Consider the following 21,585-nt stretch of genomic DNA (forward strand, 5'->3'; position numbering starts at 1 on the left):
TTATTATGAAATTCACTTATAAACATTAATGCAGTAATTCTCAATTAACCACAATCAAGATTTCAAGAACCAATTCCTAAATATACGAATCCTATTTTTTCTAATTCTTCTCTATTTAATATATTTCTTCCATCAAAAACAAAAGCTGGTTTTTGCATAGAGTCATATATTTTTTTCCAATCATAACCTACAAACTCATCCCATTCTGTTAGCACGGCAATTGCATGAGCTCCTAAGCAAGCATCATAAGCATTATCAAAAGTCGCAACCATTTTAGCATTTTCATCTAAACTTCTAGTCTCTAAATAATTTAAATCATTCAGCATTTTTACTCTAGAAACCTTAGGATCATAAACCGCAATCTTAGCTTGTTCATTTATTAAATCATCTGCTACATAAATTGCAGCTGACTCACGAGTATCGTTTGTGTCTTTCTTAAAGGCCCAACCTAAAAATGCTATTTTTTTCCCTGAAACAGTATTATATAGTGTCTGAACTATTTTATTAGAAAATCTTCTTTTCTGGTGGTCATTCATAATAATTACCTGTTCCCAATAATCAGCTACTTCATGTAATCCATATGTCTTAGCAATATAAACTAAATTTAGGATATCTTTTTGAAAACATGACCCTCCAAACCCAACTGAAGCTTTAAGAAATTTAGAACCAATTCTGGTATCCATACCAATTGCTCTAGCTACCTCATTTACATCTGCTCCAGTTTTCTCACACAATTCAGACATTGCATTAATTGAAGATATTCTTTGAGCTAAAAATGCATTAGCCGTCAACTTTGACAATTCTGATGACCATACATTTGTAGTAAGTATTTTATCCGATGCTACCCAATTAGAATATACTTCTACCAAAGCATCTATTGCTATTTTACCCTCTGTTGTAGTATCACCACCAATTAAAATTCTATCTGGATTTAATAAATCTGTTACTGCTGTTCCTTCGGCTAAAAATTCTGGATTTGATAGTATTTGAAACTGAACTCCATTTCCTGTATTATCCAAAATACTCTTGATTGCCTCTGCAGTTCGCACAGGTAATGTCGATTTTTCGACTACAATCTTATTATCTTTTGCAATTTTCGCAATTTGTCTTGCACATAATTCAATATACTTTAAATCTGCTGCCATCCCTTTTCCTTTTCCATAGGTTTTGGTCGGTGTATTTACAGATATGAAAATAATTTGAGCTTCATCAATAGCCTTTTCAACATTGGTAGAAAAGAATAAGTTTCGTCCTCTAGCTTCCGCTACAATTTTATCAAGACCTGGTTCATAAATTGGGATATTATTAGTATCCTCATCATTCCATGCATTGATTCTTTCTTCATTTAAATCAACTACTGTAACTTGTATATGCGGACATTTTTGCGCTATAACTGCCATTGTTGGCCCTCCAACATAACCCGCACCAATACAACAAATCTTTGTGATTTTCATCTAATTAAATTTATAAATGTTTTATTTTATATTTTTCATTCTATATTAAAGAATGTTATTATTTCAAATTATTCCAATACCAACTTACAGCTTCTTTCAAGCCTTCTTGCAATGAGTATTCAGGATTGTAATCCAGTAGTCTTTTTGCCTTATCAATACTTGCCAAAGAATGCGGAATGTCCCCTGTTCTATTAGGTCCATATGTTATTTCTACTGAAGCAATTTTAGGATCATATTCAGACAAATATTTTTTCAAATAGCCTACTAGGTCATTTAATGTATTTCTATCACCAAATGCCGTATTATAAACTGTATTTATAGCCTCTGGATTCTTTGTTGCAATTGCCAAAGCATTCATCTGAATCACATTATCAATATAAGTGAAATCTCTTGAGAAATTTCCATCTCCATTAATCAAAGGACTTTCTAAAGCCATCAATTGCATGACAAATTTAGGAATCACAGCAGCATATGCTCCTTTCGGATCTTGCTTTCTTCCAAAAACATTAAAGTAGCGCAATCCGATCGTTTCTAAGCCATACGTTCTACTGAAAATTTCAGCATACAACTCATTTACATATTTTGTAATTGCATAAGGCGATAATGGTTTCCCTATAACATCTTCTACCTTTGGCAATCCTTCAGAATCTCCATAAGTAGATGAACTTGCAGCATATACAAACCTTTTCACTTTAGCATCACGTGAAGCCACTAACATATTTAAAAATCCAGAAACATTAACATCATTAGTTGTTATCGGATCATTTATAGACCTCGGAACAGAACCTAAAGCAGCTTCATGCAAAACATAATCAACACCTTGTACTGAATTAACACAATCAGCAATATTACGAATATCTCCTTCTATCAATTTAAAATTAGCATTCGAGATAAAATCTTTTAAATTATGTCGATGTCCTGTCGAAAAATTATCTAAACAAACAACTTTATGACCTTGCCCTAAAAAATACTCGCAAAGATTTGAACCAATAAACCCAGCTCCTCCTGTAATTAATATCGTGTTTTGTGATTCCATAATTAATACTTTAAAGTTACTCGATATTATTTTTTATTCAATTTATTGAAAATAGCTCGCAAAAAACTTGGCTTTTCAGACTCTTCATGATATCCGTTAGAATAATTACCATACCCATAAGTTGTTCCGTATTTGGCTTTATTCTCAAAACCATTCAAAACTATACTCGCATTTGTTAGCTCACCTCTTTTAACTCTGTTATTCAACAACGTAATCATATCCTTTTTGGTATAATTTTGCCTTACAATATATAAGGTTACATCACTATATTGTGCCAATTCCAAAGAATCGGAAACAAGACCAACTGGAGGTGTATCTAAGATTATATAATCATATTTTTTCTTCAACTCATCAATAAACTCTTTCATCGTTTCTCCCAAAATCAATTCTGAAGGATTTGGAGGAATTGGTCCTGAAAGGATAACATCTAAATATGGAATTTTAGTCGCATTCGTGATTTCAGCTAAGCTTTTTTTCTTAATCAAATAATTCACTACTCCAACTTCATTAGTCAAATTAAATTCTTCTGCCAATCTTGGCTTTCTTAAATCTAAACCAACAATAACTGTTCTTTTTTCGCTCAAGGCAAAAACTGTAGCAATATTAATAGAACAAAATGTTTTTCCTTCACCACTTACTGATGAAGTAATCATTAATGTTTTTGCTCCATCAACTTGTTGTTTTTTATATAAAAATTGTAAGGAAGAACGTATTGCCCTAAACGATTCCGACAATGCAGATTTAGGCCTGTCGAATACCGCTAAACTTGAAGATTCGCCACTTACACCGATTACTCCTATTAACGGAATCTGTGTTTGTTTACTAACATCCTCTATATTCTGGATTGAATTATTAATAAAGAAAAGTGCCAAAATCACTACTAGTGGAATTAACAATCCTAAGAATAATGCCAGAACATAATTAACAGATGTTTTAGGCCCTATCAATCCTCCACCAACATCTTTGGCAGGATCTATAAAATGAATATCTGATAGATTAGCCGCTTTTACAATATCCGCTTCGCTTCTTTTTTGAAGAAATGTGCTATAAATATTATCGCTTAAATCATATTTTCTTTTAATCTTCAATAACTCTTGCTGCTCTTCTGGTAATTTTTTAATTGTACTTTCGGTCTGACCAATTTTACTATTTACCATTGCCAAATCATACTGTAACGAAGCTTTTGCTGAAGCAATATTTTCTAACAAAACGTTTTTAACAGCCATCATTTGATTGTCAAAATCTTTAAAAATCTTATCACTTTTTACCGCATAAGCCATTTCTGATCTTTGCGTAGAAAGCGAAATTAATTTAGAAACGTTTACAACAATATTTGGATCTTCAATTCCTGCAACTGATGGCGCCGGTAATTTAGAATAATCAACACTGTTTTTTAAATATGCTTTTAATGAATTATAATAAGCTACTTTACGGGTAATTTCATCTCTTTCGATATCAAAATCCATAATTTTATCCGAAAACTTAGCTCCTCCTTCTTCTATATTGTAGACATTTTTACCCTTTCTAAATGACTTTAATTCATCTCCTGTTTCCTTTAACTGAGTTTCCATTGCCACAAGTGTACTGTCAATAAAACTAATCGTATTTGTAGCAAACTGATTCTTACTATCAAGTTGAATTTTCATTAACATTTTCACAGTAGAATTTAAATACTCTACCATTCTTGCTTTATTGGTACCTTGCATTCCTAAGGTAAGTATAGAACCACCTCTTTCGTCTGATTGCACATTAACTCCTCTATATCTCGCTACAGTTCCATCAAAATCATTAAATCTTATAAAATATTCTTTCCCTTTATAAAAACCTGGGTTATCATTAATTTGCAATTTCCAATTCAAAAAAGGCAACGAGACTTGCTCACCAACTTTATACTTCTTTACAAATTCTCCAATTTCTACTGCTGTATTACTACGTGAATTATTGGTATAAGTAATTAATGAAACTGAATTACCCTCAAAAGGAATTCTGATTTCGTATTCATTGTCACTTAAAAACTTAACACTAATTAATGAACCAGCAAGTTGTCCTTTAGATTTATCGATAGCTATATAAAAAGGAACTGCTCCGTAAGCATCTACCAAATTATATTCTCCTTGTTCTAAATAGTCTATATAATATTGTAGTTTATCTACAACTAGCTCGTTATGGGATCTTGATTGCAACACTGTAGTCGTGCTACTCATTTGATCTGAAGTTCCGCCCCAATTAAAAACTAAACTTGTGTTTGAGGTAAAAAAAGGATTATTTTCTTCTTTTATGGAAATCAAAGTTTCCATTCCATAAATTTTTTCTTTGCGAATATTTACTTGATAAGCAATTGCAAAAGCAATAATCAAACTCACTAAAAACCATTTCCAGTACCCTCCGATTTTTAATAAAAATCCTTTCAAATCAAAACTTGATTGATTATCAAAAATCGAAAAATCTTTTATATCTAACATTTTAATAGTAGGTTTTTAAAGTTTTAAAAGTAAAAATGTAGTTGTTGCCAAAGATATTATCGTAATTATTGTTCCTATAGACTCAATTCCTGTTTTACCTGTTCCCCAAGTTTTTTGCTTGAGTGGTTTTACATATATATAGTCATTTGGCTGTAAATAGTAATAAGGAGATTTCATTACGTTAAGATCCGTAAGATCTATATCATGCATTTCTACTCCTGTAGGAGATTGACGAATAATGGTAACTGCTTTTCTATTTCCTGTAATTGTAATATCACCAGAGTTAGCAATAGCTTCCATTACATTTACATGTTGCTGAAAAAGTGTTTTGGTACCTGGGGATCCCACTTCTCCATTTATTGTATATCTAAAACCAGCAAGTTTTACTGTAACAAAAATATTTGCCTCAGATTTAAAATGCTCGTCTAATAATTGCTTCTCGATTTTAATACGCACTTCTTCAAGTGTATATCCCATAACATTTATTTCTCCCAGAATTGGCATTCTAATATTCCCATGGTCATCTACCGTAAAACCATCAAAATACAGACCTGCCTCTGAGCGCACAGAAGTTTGTCCGCTTGCTTTTTCTGTAGTATTAAAAATTGCTACTAATTTGGGATCAATAGCTTTTATATCAATGCTTAAAACATCATTTGTTTGTAACCGATATGGTTTTGATTCTACAGCGGCAATATTACTTTCTGTTCCAGTTGCTCCTTTATCTTGTAAATAAACTAAGTCATTTAATGGTATGCAAGATGTAAAAAGTGCTCCAATAAGCAGCAACAGATAAAAAGAGTTTTTGTTCATTTGTAGAATTTTAACAGCAAATATAGCTTTTCATTTACTATTTAGAAAATATCGATTTTGATTAAAGAATCATTAATGATTTTTGAAGGTTTTTTCGAATGGAACTCTTTGTAATATACTTCGCCCAAGGGTAACTTCGTCTGCATATTCTAGTTCATCTCCCACTGCAATTCCTCTTGCAATTGTAGAGATTATAATATCGACATCGGCTATTTGTTTGTAGATATAAAAATTGGTAGTATCTCCTTCCATAGTCGAGCTTAAAGCAAATATAATTTCGGCTACTCCGCCAAGTTTTACTTTTTCGACTAAACTCGTTATATTCAACTGACTTGGTCCGACTCCTTCTATAGGTGAAATTTTCCCTCCTAAAACATGGTAAATTCCTTTATATTGCCCCGTATTTTCTATTGCCATTACATCGCGAATATCCTCAACTATACAAATAGTTTGATGATTCCTGGATGTATTGGCACAAATTTCGCAAACTGCAACATCGGAAATATTATGACAGCTTTCGCAAAATTTAATATCGGCACGCATTGTTGTAAGTGCTTCGGCCAAAAATCCGGTTTGCTCTTTGGGTTGTTTTAATAAATGTAAAACCAATCGCAAAGCCGTACGCTTACCAATACCTGGTAATTGCGACATTTCGTTGACTGCTTTTTCTATTAATTTTGAAGAAAATTCCATGAGGGCAAAAATAGTAAATTTGCGGGTTTACCCGACTTGTGTTTATAAAAATCAGAAGTTTTAAATGCTTTAAATATTCCTTTTTAAAACTAATCGTGACTATTGTTTATTTTGGGTCTAGCCCAGATAAAAGCGACATCCTTTTTCTGGCTTTTTCTGCCAGAAAAAGATATAGCGGATAGCTGGAAATAGCTCCTAAAAACAATAAATTATTTACTTTATAGAACTAATATTGATTTGTAGTAAGTAAAACCAATGTACACGCAACTTCGGCTTTGATATTATTAAGTTCCAACAATTGATATAATTCTGGATTTTCGGTTCCTGGATTAAAAATTACTCGTTTAGGCTTAGCTTCTACAATGTAATTGTAATAATCACGCTGGCGCGCAGGATTTAAATATAAAGTAATTGTATCTATATTTTTAAGCGGAATCGCTTTTGTATAAATTTTCACTCCTGCAACTTCTCCAGTATTTTGACCTATCGCCAATACTGTGTGTCCTTTCTCTACTAATTTATTTATGGCTAAAAAAGCGTATCTATCAGGTTTTGTAGTTGCTCCAAGCACTACTGTTTTTTTATTTTTCATTGTCTTTATTGTATTCTACAAAAGTAATCAAAAAGGTTAAGCTCTTGGATGATTTAAAAAGTTTAGTTATTTTTCAATAAAAACAAGAATCTACTGATTAATCTATAATCATATCTTTTAAAAAGACTATTTTTACAATACTAAACAAGACTTTATGGATCTATTTATTTACTTATTTGCCGCTCTTTTCTCGGTACTAAACCCAATTGGAACTGTTCCAATCTTTGTAGGATTAACACAACATGACTCCAAAAAAGAGCGTTCCAGAATTTCTTTATGGACTGCGATAAACGTTTTCTTAATTTTAATTGTTTCTTTTTTTGTAGGTCAATATATGCTAACATTCTTCGGAATTAGCATTGATGCTCTTCGTATTGCCGGAGGAATTATAATTGTAAGTTCTGGTTTCTCACTACTTTCAGGTAAATTCAATAAGAAAAGAGGTATAAATAAAAAAATAGAAACCGATGCTCAACAAAGAAATGACATTGCTCTTACCCCATTAGCAATCCCAATGCTTGCGGGCCCTGGCTCAATTTCTTTATTAATTGCTTTTTATCAGGAACATCATCAAACGATGGAAATTATAATAGGATCACTCGCAATCTTAGCTATTGCTATTGTAATTTTTATTATTCTTAGAAGCGCACATTATCTGGCTAAAATTCTTGGAGCTTCTGGGATTGTTGCTATTTCTAGAATTGTTGGTTTTATTGTAATTGCTATCGGAATACAATATATAGTAAGTGCTATTATCAATATAATAAAAGGGAATTTGATGTAAATCTGAATTTCTTAAAAATAAAAAAGGGGATAAATACTGAATTTATCCCCTTTTTTGTATAATCATATTTTAGCTTATGCTCTTGGCAAAAACACTTCTGCCATCATACATCTTGCACTTCCTCCACCACAAGCTTCGATAGTATCTAAACTTGAACTTAAAATTTCTGCATGATTTTCTAGTTGCGAAATTTGTTTTGGCGTTAAGCTTTGATGTGCTGAAGCACTCATTACAATATATTTCTTATCATTTGCTCCACGAACTTCAAGCATATTTCCAGCGAAATTATTCACTTGAGCCTCTGTAATTAAGATAACTTCTTTTTTATCTGCTTTTAGATTTTCAAGAACCATTTTTCGTTCTTTTTTATCATCGATACAATCAGCACAGATCACTGCAAATGTTTCTCCTAAGCACATCATAACATTGGTATGATAAATTAGCTTTCGCTCTCCATTAACAGTTTGAAATGCTTCAAAAATAACTGGCGCATAATCGAAATCTTCGCAGAACTCTATAAACAGTTCTTCATCTGCTCTTGGTGACAAGGCGCAATATGCTTTTCCATTTGCTCTATCTAAAAGTAAACTTCCTGTTCCTTCTAGGAAGAAACCATCTTCTTCTGCCGATGTATAATCGACTATATTATTTATTTCGAATCCTTTTTCTTCTAGAGTATCTAAGATGTCTTCGCGACGTTCCTGACGACGATTCTCTGCAAACATAGGATACAATGCTACATCTCCATTTTCATGAAAAGAAACCCAGTTATTTGGGAATATGCTATCTGGCGTATCTGGATTTAGAGTATCTTCTACAACGGTTACATCTACTCCAACTGCTCTTAACTTCTCAACAAAAGCATCAAACTCTTGTTGCGCTTTGGCATTTACTGTAGCTGGCAAAAGTCCGTCTAACACTTTTTGATAATAATTATTTACTGCCGTTTGTTCATTCATACGGAATGCCACTGGGCGAATCATTACTATTGCGTTTGTAGTTTGTTTCATTTTTTTGATATTAAATTAATCTCGAATTAAAGGCAATGTTGAACATCTCAATAATCCTTCTTGTTTGGCTATTTCGGCATATGGAATTTCTTCTACAACAAACCCATTACTTCTTAACCAATTATTTAATCTAGTAAAGTTCTTCTCTGACACAACAACATTTGTATCTATCGAAAAAACATTCGAGTTCATATAATACATTTCTTCTCTCTCGATATGAAATAAATTTTCTTTCCCGAAAAGATTCACTAAATATCTATAATCTGCCTCTTCACGAAATCCTCTTCTATAAATAATCCCTTTATCTTTCCCTACTGGTTGAAAACAGCAATCCAGGTGCAAAGCATTATCACGAGCTTCGATTTTAGATTTAACCAAATCAAACTCTTTAACTATTTTATTAGGAAACAAATTTCTGATGAATTCAACTCCTTGCATATTTGTTCTTGCAGTAATATAATCTTTATAGTCACTTCCTTTATAAGTCCCTATAAATATATGATCATTCCAGAGCATAACATCTCCTCCTTCTATATGCACTTCTTCCGGTGGGCGAACTACTTTATTAGGGTTCATCTGATCTATTACATACTGAATCGCATCTAACTCACGTTCTCTATCAGGTAAAATATTCGATTTTACGAAAATATCATCTATTACGAAACCAATATCTCTAGTGAAAATCTGGTTGTAATTTTCAATCATTTCTGGACGAAAAACTGTCACATTGTATTTTTGAAGTACTGCATTAAAAGCATCCATTTCGGCAACCATATCAGACTCTACTGGATATGTTCCTGCCTTAATATGCTCCAATGATTTCGGGTCATACGCTTCCTCAATAGTTGGCGTAGGTCCGTTATGAACTGCAGATCCCAAAACTACTGCCCGTAATCTTGATGTTTCGTTCTTTACATTTAATTGTAACATATTCTATTATTTGATTTCGACAAAGATAAAAAAAAGCTTCACAGTTAAGTGAAGCTTTAAATTGAATTTTATTTATTCGATTTGAATTCTCTTAAAGGATGACCTGTATATATTTGTCTAGGTCGACCGATTGGTTCTTTATTTTCACGCATTTCTTTCCATTGCGCGATCCAACCTGGTAATCTTCCGATAGCAAACATAACAGTAAACATATCTGTAGGAATTCCTAATGCTCTGTAAATGATTCCTGAGTAAAAATCTACGTTAGGATATAAGCTTCTTGATTTAAAGTATTCATCTTCAAGAGCAGCTGCTTCAAGTTTTTTAGCTATAGATAAAATTGGATCATCAACACCCAATGTATTTAAAACTTCATCTGCTGCTTTCTTAATAATTCTAGCTCTTGGATCAAAGTTTTTATAAACTCTATGACCAAATCCCATTAAACGGAAAGGGTCATTTTTATCTTTAGCTTTCGCCATGAATTTATCTGTATCTCCACCATCTTTATTAATTTCTTCCAGCATCTCAAGAACAGCTTGATTTGCACCTCCGTGAAGTGGTCCCCAAAGTGCAGAAACTCCTGCAGAGATTGAAGCAAATAAACCAGCGTGAGAAGAACCTACCATTCTTACTGTAGATGTAGAACAGTTTTGCTCATGATCTCCATGTAAGATGAATAATTTATCTAATGCGTTAACAACAATTGGATTTGCTGCATAAGGTCCAGTAGGCAATTTAAACATTAATTGCATAAAGTTCTCTACATACCCTATTGTATTATCATAGTAGTTTAATGGGTAACCCATTGTTTTTCTATAAGTCCATGTAGCAATAACAAGAAACTTAGCTATCGTTTTACAAATAGCCTCATACATTTCTTTTTCATTTTCTACATTCACAGCTTTTGGATTAAAAGCTGTTAAAGCACTTGTCAAAGCAGACAAAACACCCATAGGATGAGCAGTTTTTGGAAAACCGTCAATAATGTTTTTCATTTCTTCGTTTACCAAAGTATGTTTTTTAATATCAGCATCAAATTGTGCTAATTGTTGAGTTGTTGGTAACTCACCAAAAATCAAAAGATAAGATACTTCAGGAAAACTTGCTTGCTCAGCTAAATCTTCAATTGAGTATCCTCTGTAACGCAAAATTCCTAATTCTCCATCTAAGAAAGTAATCTCACTTGTACAAGAACCTGAATTTTTATATCCTGGATCAAGTGTAATGAAACCAGTTAAATCACGTAATTTGTTAATATCGACAGCAGATTCATTTTCGCTTCCAGTTATAACAGGAAGTTCTATCTTCTTACCATCTACTTCTAGGGTAGCTATTTTTGACATAATATAATCGGAAATAAATCTTTTAAATAATAATTTATCAAATCTAAGGAATTTAAGACTAACTAAAAAAGGAATCTTGCTATGAATTTGTTAAAACTCAAAAAAAAAGCCATTCGTTTTCACGAATGGCTCAAAGTAATATATAATCTTACAATTATTTTATTTTGAAAGCTTTTAATCCAGGGAAATAAGCAGTAGTACCTAATTCTTCTTCAATTCTTAACAACTGATTGTATTTAGCCATACGATCAGAACGAGAAGCAGAACCTGTTTTAATTTGACCACAGTTTAATGCAACTGCTAAATCTGCAATTGTGTTATCTTCAGTTTCTCCAGAACGGTGAGACATTACTGAAGTATAACCTGCATTTTTAGCCATATTAACAGCAGCAATAGTTTCTGTTAAAGTACCAATTTGGTTTACTTTAATAAGAATAGAATTTGCAATTCCTTTTTCGATTCCTGTAGATAAACGCTCAACATTAGTTACAAACAAATCATCACCTACTAATTGTACTTTATGTCCAATTTTTTCAGTAAGCAATTTCCATCCGTCCCAGTCATTTTCATCCATACCATCTTCGATAGATATAATTGGGTATTTAGCTACTAATTCAGCTAAATAATCAACTTGCTCAGCAGAAGTTCTTACTTTACCTGTTTCTCCTTCAAATTTAGAGTAATCGTATTTACCGTTTACATAAAATTCCGCAGCAGCACAGTCTAGAGCAATCATAATTTCGTCACCGAAAGTATATCCTGCATTTTCAACCGCTTTTTTAATAGTATCCAAAGCATCTTCTGTTCCACCTGGTAAATTTGGAGCAAAACCTCCTTCGTCACCAACAGCAGTACTTAATCCTCTGTCATGTAATACTTTTTTCAAGCTATGGAAAATTTCAGTCCCCATTTGCATAGAGTGTGAAAATGAAGTTGCTTTTACAGGAAAAATCATAAATTCTTGAAAAGCAATCGGAGCATCAGAGTGCGAACCTCCGTTGATGATATTCATCATTGGAACTGGTAACGTATTTGCAGAAACTCCTCCTACATATCTATACAAAGGCAATCCTAATTCATTAGCGGCAGCTTTTGCTGCTGCAAGAGAAACACCTAAAATAGCATTTGCTCCTAATTTAGATTTATTTGGAGTTCCATCTAAATCAATCATTGTTTGATCAATTACATTTTGTTCAAAGACAGAAATACCAATTAACTCTTCAGCAATAATAGTATTTACATTTTTCACTGCATTCAAAACTCCTTTACCTAGAAAAGCTTTTCCACCATCACGTAACTCAACCGCTTCATGCTCTCCAGTAGAAGCTCCAGATGGAACTGCCGCTCTTCCTAAAACTCCGTTTTCTGTAACTACATCAACTTCAATAGTAGGATTACCTCTAGAATCAAAAATTTGTCTTGCGTGAATTTTTATTATAATACTCATTATTTCTATTTTTTATTATTAAATTATAAATATTTTTCGAAATTATAAAAATATTTGACACTAATTAAGTTCCTTAGTAATAAAATACTTTTAGTTATTAACTCAATCGTTTTAGTTTAATTCCCTTTTATATTCTCAATAAATTGATCGAATAAATAAGATGAATCATGAGGTCCAGGACTAGCTTCCGGATGATACTGCACAGAGAAACAGTTTTTGTTTTTCATACGCATACCAGCAACAGTCTCGTCATTAAGATGCAAATGAGTGATCTCTAAATCTGGATGATTATCAAGTTGTTCTTTATTAACAGCAAAACCATGATTTTGAGACGTAATCTCACCTTTTCCTGTAATGATATTTTTAACCGGGTGGTTAATTCCACGATGTCCATTAAACATCTTATAAGTAGAAACTCCGTTTGCTAAAGCAATAACTTGATGCCCTAAACAAATACCAAATAATGGCTTATCATTTGCTAATATATCTTTTGCAACTTCTATTGCACCAAATAAAGGATCCGGATCTCCAGGACCATTTGACAAGAAGTATCCATCTGGGTTAAATGCTGCTAAATCTTTAAAAGTAGAGTCGTATGGAAAAACCTTAATATAACAATCTCTTTTAGCAAGATTACGCAAGATATTCTTTTTAATTCCTAAATCTAAAGCAGAAATTTTATAAGTAGCATTTTCATCTCCATAAAAATAAGGCTCTTTTGTCGAAACTTTAGAGGCTAATTCCAAACCTTCCATATTAGGAACATTTGCCAAAGCTATTTTTAAATCTTCTATAGAAGTTCCGTCTGTACATATAACAGCATTCATTGCTCCGTTATCTCTTATATAACTCACCAATGCTCTTGTATCAACATCAGAGATACAAATAAGGTTTTCTTTTATAAAATAAGACTCCAAACTCTCTGAAGCATCTTCGCGAGAATAATTGAAGCTAAAATTTTTACAAACCAATCCCGAAATTTTAATGCCGTCTGATTCTATTTCAGAATCATTTACACCATAATTTCCAATATGTGCATTGGTTGCAACCATAATCTGACCAAAATAAGAAGGATCGGTAAAAATCTCCTGATATCCTGTCATTCCAGTATTAAAGCAAACTTCACCAAAAGTAGTACCACTAATTCCGATTGATTTTCCGTGAAAAATTGTTCCGTCACTTAGTAAAAGAATGGCGCTTTGTCGTGTTGTGTATTTCATTTGTAATTAGATATTTTGCAAATTTAATTTTTTAAAAGAGCGAGTGCAAGGTTTTTTAAAAAATTCATCTCTAAAAATAAAACCTCAAGAAGCTAAAGTGTTAGATTCTTGCATTTTTAGATTAGAAAAAACAAAAAAAAAGGATAAACTAGTAACTAGTTTATCCTTAATTCTTATTGAATGATTATTTTCATAATTATTCAGAAGCTTCAGTTGTCGTTTCTGTATCAGCAGCAGGAGCTTCAGAAGTCTCTTCAGCTTTCTTTGCTTTTCCACCACGACGGCTTTTAGCTTTTTTAACTTCTTTTTTACCTCCATTGTAAAGTTCATTGAAATCTACAAGTTCGATCATCGCCATATCAGCGTTATCTCCCAAACGATTTCCAACTTTAATGATACGAGTGTATCCACCTGGACGGTCTCCTACTTTAGCAGCTACATCTCTGAACAAGTCAGTTACAGCATATTTGCTACGTAAGTATGCAAAAACAATACGACGGTTGTGAGTCGTATCTTCTTTTGATTTTGTGATTAAAGGCTCAACGAATTGTTTAAGCGCTTTAGCTTTAGCAACAGTAGTGTTAATACGTTTGTGCTCAATAAGAGAACAAGCCATATTAGCTAACATAGCTTTTCTATGTCCAGTCTGTCTGCTTAAGTGATTGAATTTTTTTCCGTGTCTCATTGCTATGTTAAATTTAACTCGCCAAGGCGAATTAGATTATTCTTTATCTAGTTTGTATTTAGCTAAATCCATTCCGAAAGTTAAATTCTTAACTGCAACAAGTTCATCAAGTTCAGTTAAAGATTTTTTACCAAAATTACGGAATTTCATTAGGTCATTTTTATTGAACGATACTAAATCACCAAGTGTATCAACTTCAGCCGCTTTCAAGCAATTTAATGCTCTCACAGATAAATCCATATCAACAAGCTTAGTTTTAAGCAATTGTCTCATATGTAATGACTCTTCATCATACGATTCTGTTTGTGCAATTTCGTCAGCCTCGAGTGTAATCCTTTCGTCAGAGAATAACATGAAGTGGTGAATTAAAACTTTAGCAGCTTCAGTAAGAGCATCTTTAGGATTAATAGATCCATCAGTTTTAATTTCAAAAACTAATTTCTCATAATCGGTCTTTTGCTCAACACGGAAGTTTTCAATTGCATATTTTACATTTTTTACCGGAGTAAAAATTGAGTCTGTAAAAATAGTTCCAATTGCAGCGTTCTGTTTTTTGTTCTCCTCAGCAGGAACATATCCTCTACCTTTTTCGATAGTTAAATCGAAATTCAGTTTAATTTTACTATCTAAATTACAGATAACAAGGTCTGGATTCAGTACTTGAAAACCTGAAATAAATTTTTGAAAATCACCTGCTGTTAATTGATCTTTACCAGAAACAGAAATAGTAACTGCTTCATTATCGATATCTTCAATTTGACGTTTGAAACGAACTTGTTTAAGATTAAGGATAATTTCGGTAACATCTTCAACAACACCTGAGATAGTAGAAAACTCATGATCTACACCTTCAATGCGAACAGATGTAATTGCATAACCTTCTAATGCTGAAAGCAAAACTCTTCTAAGTGCATTACCAACAGTCAATCCATAACCAGGTTCTAAAGGTCTAAATTCGAATTTACCTTCAAAATCGGTTGAATCGATCATGATAACTTTATCGGGCTTTTGAAAATTAAATATTGCCATAAATTTCGACTAAGTCAATTATTATTTGTTGTACAACTCTACGATTAATTGTTCTTTAATGTTTTCTGGAATTTGAAGTCTCGCAGGTACAGAAACGAAAGTTCCTTCTTTAAGATCATTGTTCCAAGTAATCCATTCATAAACATGACTTGAATTTGATAAAGAACGTTCGATAGCTTCTAAAGATTTAGATTTTTCACGAACAGCAACTTTATCACCAGGCTTAAGGTGGTAAGAAGGAATATTAACAACTTCACCATTTACAGTAACGTGTCTGTGAGATACAATCTGACGTGCACCTCTTCTAGAAGGAGCAATACCCATTCTAAAAACAACATTATCTAATCTTGCTTCACATAATTGTAATAAAACTTCACCAGTAACTCCTTTAGTAGCTGATGCTTTTTCGAATAAATTTCTGAATTGTTTTTCTAAAATTCCGTAAGAATATTTAGCTTTTTGCTTTTCCATTAACTGAACAGCATACTCAGATTTTTTTCCTCTTTTTTTAGCCATCCCGTGTTGTCCAGGTGGGTAATTTCTTTTTTCGAAAGACTTATCATCTCCGAAGATTGCTTCGCCAAATTTACGAGCGATTCTTGTACTAGGACCAGTATATCTTGCCATTTTAAATTGTTTAAGATTGAGATTATGAATTCAGGTCTTATCCTTCGATAATCTATATTCAATCTAGGTTATACTATATTTGTTTTTGAGTATTAAACTCTACGTCTTTTAGGAGGACGACATCCGTTGTGAGGCATTGGAGTAACATCGATAATCTCAGTAACTTCAATTCCACCGTTATGAATAGAACGGATAGCAGACTCACGTCCGTTTCCTGGTCCTTTTACATAAACCTTAACTTTTTTAAGTCCTGCCTCAAGAGCTACTTTACTACAATCTTCTGCTGCCATTTGAGCTGCGTACGGAGTGTTCTTTTTAGAACCTCTGAAACCCATCTTACCAGCTGAAGACCAAGAAATAACTTCACCTTTCTTATTAGTCAAAGAAATGATAATGTTGTTGAAAGTGGCAGAAATATGAGCTTCACCCGTTGATTCAACGATAACTTTACGTTTTTTTGCAGTTGCTTTAGCCATATTACTTATTATTTAGTTGCTTTTTTCTTGTTAGCAACAGTTTTTCTTTTACCTTTTCTTGTTCTAGAGTTGTTTTTAGTTCTTTGCCCTCTTAATGGAAGACCAGTTCTATGACGGATACCTCTGTAACAACCAATATCCATTAAACGTTTGATGTTCAAAGAAACTTCAGAACGTAATTCTCCTTCAATTTTGAAAGCTGATACTGCCTCACGAATTGCTCCGATCTCATCATCATTCCAATCTTGAACTTTTTTATCTTGGCTTACTTGAGCTTTCTCTAAAATCTCAATAGCTCTACTTCTTCCTAATCCAAAGATATAGGTAAGTGCTATAACACCTCTCTTATTTTTTGGGATATCTACCCCTGCTATTCTTGCCATAATTATCCTTGTCTTTGTTTAAATCTAGGATTCTTTTTGTTTATTACGTACAATCTCCCTTTTCTACGCACAATGATGCACTCGGGACTTCTCTTTTTTACTGATGCTCTAACTTTCATAGTGAATATCCTTTAATATCTATAAGTAATTCTTGCTTTTGACAAGTCGTAAGGGCTCATTTCTAGTTTCACTTTATCACCAGGTAATAATTTGATGTAATGCATACGCATTTTACCAGAAATATGAGCAATTACAATATGTCCATTTTCTAATTCTACACGGAACATCGCATTTGATAATGCTTCAATGATTGATCCGTCTTGTTCTATTGCTGATTGTTTTGCCATATAAAAATTAAGCTACTGCTTTTCTATTTTTACCAGTCTTCATTAAACCATCATAATGTTTGTTTAATAAATATGAGTTAATTTGTTGAATAGTATCTATCGCAACTCCAACCATAATTATTAACGAGGTACCTCCAAAAAACATTGCCCAAGATTGTTGTACATCCATAAAACTTACAACAATGGCTGGGAACACAGCAATCAAAGCAAGGAATAAAGATCCTGGGAAAGTTATTAAAGACATCACTTTATCAAGATAATCAGAAGTTTCAACTCCTGGTCTAACACCCGGAATAAAACCACCACTTCTCTTTAAATCATCAGACATCTTGTTAGTAGGAACTGTAATTGCAGTATAAAAGAAAGTAAATACAACTATTAAAGTTGCGAATACAAAGTTATACCAGAATCCAAACATATTACTAAAAGCACCAACAATTGATTGTGATGTATCTGATTTTGATAATCCAGCTACAGCAGCAGGAATAAACATAATTGCTTGCGCAAAAATGATTGGCATAACCCCAGAAGCATTAAGCTTAAGTGGAATCCATTGTCTATTTCCGCCCATCAAGTCTTGCTCATAATCTCCTGAAGTTGTACGACGAGCGTATTGAACTGGGATTTTACGTACTGCCATAATCAACAATACACAAGAAATAATAACTAATAACCAAATAATAATTTCGATAACTAATAACATTGGTCCTCCATTGTTATTGGTAACTCTGGTTGTAAATTCTTGAATAAAAGCTTGTGGAAAACGAGCTAATATACCAACCATAATCAACAATGAAATTCCATTTCCAATACCCTTATCTGTAATTTTTTCTCCTAACCACATGGCAAAAATTGTACCTGTAACTAAGATTATCACAGAAGAAAATAAAAACTCAAAAGAATTAAAACCTAGTAAGAATGCACTACTAGGTAATGTTCTATATAAATTATAGATGTAAGTTGGTCCTTGAACTAGTGTAATAACAATAGTTAACCAACGTGTTATCTGATTAATTTTTTTTCTACCGCTCTCTCCATCATTTTGAAGTTTTTGTAAATACGGAATCGCAATTCCCATTAACTGTACAACAATAGACGCAGAAATATAAGGCATAATACCTAAAGCAAAAACTGAAGCTTTAGAGAATGCACCTCCGGTGAACATGTCTAGAATAGATCCTAAACCATTTTTTGTTTGTCCCGCTAAACCAGTCAATTGCGTTGCATCAATTCCAGGAAGCGTAACGTGTGCTCCAAAACGATATACTAAAAGAAGTCCTAAAGTAATTAAGATTCTATTTTTTAGTTCTTCGATTTTCCAAACATTACTTATTGATTCAATAAATTTCTTCATACAATAGAAAAATTATATTGTTACAGCTTCTCCACCAGCAGCTTCAATAGCAGCTTTTGCAGTAGCAGTAAATTTGTGAGCAGTTACTTTTAATTTTGCTTTCAATTCTCCTCTACCTAAAATCTTAACGATCTCATTTTTGGTAGCTAGACGATTAGCTACATAAACTGTCATATCAACAGAATCTGTAATAATACCATTGTCTACTAATAATTGAAGCGTATCCAAATTTACACCTTCGTATTCTTTACGGTTGATGTTTGTGAAACCGAACTTAGGTACACGTCTTTGAAGTGGCATTTGCCCTCCTTCAAAACCAATCTTTTTAGAATAACCAGAACGAGATTTTGCTCCTTTGTGACCTCTTGCAGAAGTACCACCTTTTCCTGAACCTTCTCCTCTACCTAATCTTTTATTTTGATTGTGTGTTGACCCTTCAGCTGGTTGTAAGTTACTTAAATTCATAACAGTATTTGTTATTTAGCTTCTTCAACAGAAACTAAGTGTTTAACTTTGTTTATCATCCCAAGGATAGCAGGATTTGAATCATGCTCTACAACTTGTCCCATTTTACGTAGACCTAAAGCTTCCAAACCTCTCTTTTGAGAAAGAGGACAGTTGATTTTGCTTCTTACTTGTTTTACTAATAATTTAGCCATAATTTCCTTGAATTAACCTTTAAAAACTTTTTCTAAAGAAACACCTCTTTGTTTTGCAACAGTATAAGCGCTTCTCATTTGTAATAAAGCATCAAAAGTTGCTTTCACTACGTTATGAGGATTTGATGATCCTTGAGATTTAGATAATACATCGTGAATACCTACTGATTCAAGAACTGAACGAACAGCTCCACCAGCAATAACTCCTGTACCATGAGACGCAGGAATTAAGAATACACGTGCACCACCAAATTTACCTTTTTGTTCGTGAGGAACTGATTGTCCGTTCAAAGGAATTTTTACTAAATTTTTCTTAGCATCTTCTACTGCTTTCGCAATTGCTTCAGAAACGTCTTTAGATTTTCCTAATCCATGACCAACTACTCCATTTTCATCACCTACAACTACAATAGCAGAAAAACCGAAAGCTCTACCACCTTTTGTAACTTTAGTAACACGATTAACACTTACCAGACGATCTTTAAGTTCAAGACCACTTGGTTTTACCAATTCTACATTTTTGTATTTAGACATAATATATTAGAATTTAAGTCCAGCCGCTCTTGCGCCTTCTGCTAATGATTTAATACGACCGTGATACAAATATCCACCTCTATCAAAAGTGATGGTATCAATCCCAGCTTTTAACGCTTTCTCTGCAACTAGTTTTCCAACAGCAGCAGCGATTTCAACGTTAGTACCTTTTCCTATTTCTTTTTCTCTTGAAGAGGCAGCTAATAAAGTAACTCCATTTACATCATCAATAATTTGAGCGTAAATTTCTTTGTTACTTCTAAATACAGATAGTCTTGGGTTAGTAGCAGTACCACTAATCGATTTTCTAATTCTGAATCTAATTCTCTGTCTTCTATCAGATTTTGTTAATGACATAATCTTATTTTTTAAGCTGATTTACCTGCTTTTCTTCTTAATACTTCACCTACAAATTTAACACCTTTTCCTTTATATGGCTCTGGCTTACGGAAACCTCTGATTTTCGCAGCAACCTGACCTAAAAGTTGTTTATCAATTGATGTTAATTTTACGATAGGGTTCTTACCTTTTTCAGATATTGTTTCTAAAACTACTTCAGGAGCAACTTCTAAAACAATATTGTGAGAATATCCAAGAGCTAAATCTAACTTTTGTCCTTGGTTTGAAGCTCTATAACCAACTCCAACTAATTCTAAAGATTTAGTAAACCCTTCATTTACTCCAATAATCATATTATTGATTAATGATCTGTAAAGTCCGTGTTTTGCTCTGTGATCTTTGTGATCAGACGATCTATCTACTTGAACTTGATCGCCTTCAACCGTTACAGTTACATCCGAAAACTCCTGTGTAAGTTGACCATTTTTTCCTTTTACTGTAATAATACCGTCTTTAACTTCTACAGTTGTACCAGCAGGGATTACAATTGGATTTTTACCTATTCTTGACATCTTATATAGTCTTTATAATTAGTATACGTAACAAATTACTTCACCACCTACATTTAATTGCTTAGCTTGTTTTCCTGTCATCAAACCTTTTGACGTAGAAACAATAGCAATTCCTAATCCGTTAAGGATTCTAGGTAAATTAGAAGCACCTGCATATTTACGTAAACCTGGTTTACTAATTCTTTGGATATCTTTAATTACTGACTCTTTAGTATCTTTATCATACTTCAAAGCGATTTTGATTGAACCCTGAACAGCGTTGTCCTCAAATTTGTAACTCAAGATATAACCTTGATCGAATAAGATCTTAGTTATTTCTTTTTTTAGATTAGATGCTGGAATTTCAACAACTTTGTGGTTTGCAGCCACAGCGTTACGAACTCTAGTCAAATAATCTGCAATAGGATCTGTATACATATGTATTTGATTGCGATTATGGTTTTCGGGAGGCACTCGCCTCCCGAACCTTTAATCAATTAAAATTATTTTTTGGTTTGCAAAAGTAATAACTTATTGCGAGATTACCAAGACGCCTTTTTAACTCCAGGAATTAATCCATTATTAGCCATCTCACGGAAAGTTACACGTGAAATACCAAATTGACGAATATAACCTCTTGGTCTACCTGTTAATTTACAACGATTGTGCAAACGAACTGGTGAAGCATTTTTAGGTAATTTTTGTAAACCTTCAAAATCTCCAGCTTCTTTCAAAGCTTTTCTTTTCTCAGCATACTTAGCTACCGTTTTCTCTCTTTTCACCTCACGGGCTTTCATTGATTCTTTAGCCATGT

Annotated in this window: 27 protein-coding genes; 1 reads left to right on the plus strand and 26 read right to left on the minus strand. The window is 33.0% G+C overall.

The window, feature by feature from the left end; all coding sequences use genetic code 11:
- Positions 1-62 precede the first annotated feature (62 nt).
- From SHI72_RS09405 to SHI72_RS09430, 6 genes are all read right to left on the minus strand, one after another.
- Complete coding sequence (locus tag SHI72_RS09405; RefSeq protein ID WP_323489820.1) at positions 63-1,454, minus strand: UDP-glucose 6-dehydrogenase; 1,392 nt, start codon at positions 1,452-1,454, stop codon at positions 63-65.
- Positions 1,455-1,512: 58 nt separating this feature from the next.
- Positions 1,513-2,490: an SDR family oxidoreductase gene (locus SHI72_RS09410; RefSeq protein WP_323489821.1), complete on the minus strand. Its 978-nt coding sequence runs from the start codon at positions 2,488-2,490 to the stop codon at positions 1,513-1,515.
- A gap of 26 nt (positions 2,491-2,516) precedes the next feature.
- On the minus strand, positions 2,517-4,952 hold the full coding sequence (locus SHI72_RS09415) for an exopolysaccharide transport family protein (protein ID WP_039117289.1): 2,436 nt from the start codon (positions 4,950-4,952) through the stop codon (positions 2,517-2,519).
- Between the two features lie 15 nt (positions 4,953-4,967).
- The gene (locus tag SHI72_RS09420) at positions 4,968-5,765 is read right to left on the minus strand and encodes a polysaccharide biosynthesis/export family protein (RefSeq protein ID WP_039111725.1); all 798 of its coding nucleotides are present in this window, start codon (positions 5,763-5,765) and stop codon (positions 4,968-4,970) included.
- 72 nt (positions 5,766-5,837) lie between these two features.
- Positions 5,838-6,458, minus strand: coding sequence for a recombination mediator RecR (recR, locus tag SHI72_RS09425; protein WP_039111726.1), 621 nt, complete (start codon positions 6,456-6,458; stop codon positions 5,838-5,840).
- 226 nt (positions 6,459-6,684) lie between these two features.
- Positions 6,685-7,050, minus strand: coding sequence for a CoA-binding protein (locus tag SHI72_RS09430; RefSeq protein ID WP_039111727.1), 366 nt, complete (start codon positions 7,048-7,050; stop codon positions 6,685-6,687).
- A gap of 154 nt (positions 7,051-7,204) precedes the next feature.
- Between SHI72_RS09430 and SHI72_RS09435 the strand changes: the two genes are divergently transcribed.
- Positions 7,205-7,834, plus strand: coding sequence for a MarC family NAAT transporter (locus SHI72_RS09435; protein ID WP_039111728.1), 630 nt, complete (start codon positions 7,205-7,207; stop codon positions 7,832-7,834).
- 74 nt (positions 7,835-7,908) lie between these two features.
- On the opposite strand, the gene ctlX is transcribed toward SHI72_RS09435, so the two are convergent.
- The 20 genes from ctlX to rpsN all read right to left on the minus strand — a co-directional run bounded on the left by ctlX (position 7,909) and on the right by rpsN (position 21,583).
- Entirely contained in the window at positions 7,909-8,844 is a 936-nt protein-coding gene (gene ctlX / locus SHI72_RS09440; protein WP_039117291.1) for a citrulline utilization hydrolase CtlX, read from the minus strand.
- Between the two features lie 15 nt (positions 8,845-8,859).
- Positions 8,860-9,774 (minus strand): dimethylarginine dimethylaminohydrolase family protein, encoded by a 915-nt coding sequence (locus tag SHI72_RS09445; protein ID WP_086894388.1) that lies wholly within the window; start codon positions 9,772-9,774, stop codon positions 8,860-8,862.
- A gap of 68 nt (positions 9,775-9,842) precedes the next feature.
- Positions 9,843-11,120: a citrate synthase gene (locus SHI72_RS09450; protein WP_039111731.1), complete on the minus strand. Its 1,278-nt coding sequence runs from the start codon at positions 11,118-11,120 to the stop codon at positions 9,843-9,845.
- A gap of 154 nt (positions 11,121-11,274) precedes the next feature.
- Positions 11,275-12,567: a phosphopyruvate hydratase gene (gene eno, locus SHI72_RS09455; RefSeq protein WP_039111732.1), complete on the minus strand. Its 1,293-nt coding sequence runs from the start codon at positions 12,565-12,567 to the stop codon at positions 11,275-11,277.
- A 116-nt stretch (positions 12,568-12,683) separates the two neighbouring features.
- Positions 12,684-13,787: a glutamine-hydrolyzing carbamoyl-phosphate synthase small subunit gene (gene carA, locus SHI72_RS09460; protein WP_323489822.1), complete on the minus strand. Its 1,104-nt coding sequence runs from the start codon at positions 13,785-13,787 to the stop codon at positions 12,684-12,686.
- A 196-nt stretch (positions 13,788-13,983) separates the two neighbouring features.
- Positions 13,984-14,472, minus strand: a complete 489-nt coding sequence (gene rplQ, locus SHI72_RS09465; RefSeq protein WP_035619618.1) for a 50S ribosomal protein L17 — start codon at positions 14,470-14,472, stop codon at positions 13,984-13,986.
- 36 nt (positions 14,473-14,508) lie between these two features.
- The gene (locus tag SHI72_RS09470) at positions 14,509-15,501 is read right to left on the minus strand and encodes a DNA-directed RNA polymerase subunit alpha (RefSeq protein WP_026109818.1); all 993 of its coding nucleotides are present in this window, start codon (positions 15,499-15,501) and stop codon (positions 14,509-14,511) included.
- A 21-nt stretch (positions 15,502-15,522) separates the two neighbouring features.
- Complete coding sequence (rpsD, locus tag SHI72_RS09475; RefSeq protein WP_035619621.1) at positions 15,523-16,128, minus strand: 30S ribosomal protein S4; 606 nt, start codon at positions 16,126-16,128, stop codon at positions 15,523-15,525.
- A gap of 92 nt (positions 16,129-16,220) precedes the next feature.
- The gene (gene rpsK / locus SHI72_RS09480; RefSeq protein ID WP_007803677.1) at positions 16,221-16,604 is read right to left on the minus strand and encodes a 30S ribosomal protein S11; all 384 of its coding nucleotides are present in this window, start codon (positions 16,602-16,604) and stop codon (positions 16,221-16,223) included.
- An 8-nt stretch (positions 16,605-16,612) separates the two neighbouring features.
- Positions 16,613-16,987 carry a 30S ribosomal protein S13 gene (gene rpsM / locus SHI72_RS09485; RefSeq protein WP_039111734.1) on the minus strand — a complete coding sequence of 125 codons (375 nt, stop codon included), beginning with the start codon at positions 16,985-16,987 and terminating at the stop codon, positions 16,613-16,615.
- Positions 16,988-16,989: 2 nt separating this feature from the next.
- Entirely contained in the window at positions 16,990-17,106 is a 117-nt protein-coding gene (gene ykgO / locus SHI72_RS09490) for a type B 50S ribosomal protein L36 (RefSeq protein WP_072945378.1), read from the minus strand.
- A 12-nt stretch (positions 17,107-17,118) separates the two neighbouring features.
- Positions 17,119-17,334: a translation initiation factor IF-1 gene (infA, locus tag SHI72_RS09495; RefSeq protein ID WP_007136545.1), complete on the minus strand. Its 216-nt coding sequence runs from the start codon at positions 17,332-17,334 to the stop codon at positions 17,119-17,121.
- A gap of 7 nt (positions 17,335-17,341) precedes the next feature.
- Positions 17,342-18,688: a preprotein translocase subunit SecY gene (gene secY, locus SHI72_RS09500; protein ID WP_035619626.1), complete on the minus strand. Its 1,347-nt coding sequence runs from the start codon at positions 18,686-18,688 to the stop codon at positions 17,342-17,344.
- Positions 18,689-18,700: 12 nt separating this feature from the next.
- Positions 18,701-19,153, minus strand: coding sequence for a 50S ribosomal protein L15 (rplO, locus tag SHI72_RS09505; RefSeq protein WP_039111735.1), 453 nt, complete (start codon positions 19,151-19,153; stop codon positions 18,701-18,703).
- A gap of 11 nt (positions 19,154-19,164) precedes the next feature.
- The gene (rpmD, locus tag SHI72_RS09510; RefSeq protein ID WP_017495010.1) at positions 19,165-19,347 is read right to left on the minus strand and encodes a 50S ribosomal protein L30; all 183 of its coding nucleotides are present in this window, start codon (positions 19,345-19,347) and stop codon (positions 19,165-19,167) included.
- Positions 19,348-19,359: 12 nt separating this feature from the next.
- Entirely contained in the window at positions 19,360-19,884 is a 525-nt protein-coding gene (gene rpsE / locus SHI72_RS09515; protein ID WP_085950271.1) for a 30S ribosomal protein S5, read from the minus strand.
- A gap of 3 nt (positions 19,885-19,887) precedes the next feature.
- Positions 19,888-20,238, minus strand: coding sequence for a 50S ribosomal protein L18 (gene rplR, locus SHI72_RS09520; protein WP_039111736.1), 351 nt, complete (start codon positions 20,236-20,238; stop codon positions 19,888-19,890).
- 11 nt (positions 20,239-20,249) lie between these two features.
- Complete coding sequence (rplF, locus tag SHI72_RS09525; RefSeq protein ID WP_039111737.1) at positions 20,250-20,792, minus strand: 50S ribosomal protein L6; 543 nt, start codon at positions 20,790-20,792, stop codon at positions 20,250-20,252.
- 18 nt (positions 20,793-20,810) lie between these two features.
- On the minus strand, positions 20,811-21,209 hold the full coding sequence (gene rpsH / locus SHI72_RS09530; RefSeq protein WP_035619634.1) for a 30S ribosomal protein S8: 399 nt from the start codon (positions 21,207-21,209) through the stop codon (positions 20,811-20,813).
- A gap of 104 nt (positions 21,210-21,313) precedes the next feature.
- Positions 21,314-21,583 (minus strand): 30S ribosomal protein S14, encoded by a 270-nt coding sequence (gene rpsN / locus SHI72_RS09535; protein ID WP_007803655.1) that lies wholly within the window; start codon positions 21,581-21,583, stop codon positions 21,314-21,316.
- Positions 21,584-21,585: the final 2 nt, after the last annotated feature.

The organism is Flavobacterium sp. PL02 (assembly GCF_035013205.1).
In the GTDB taxonomy this organism is placed as follows: domain Bacteria; phylum Bacteroidota; class Bacteroidia; order Flavobacteriales; family Flavobacteriaceae; genus Flavobacterium.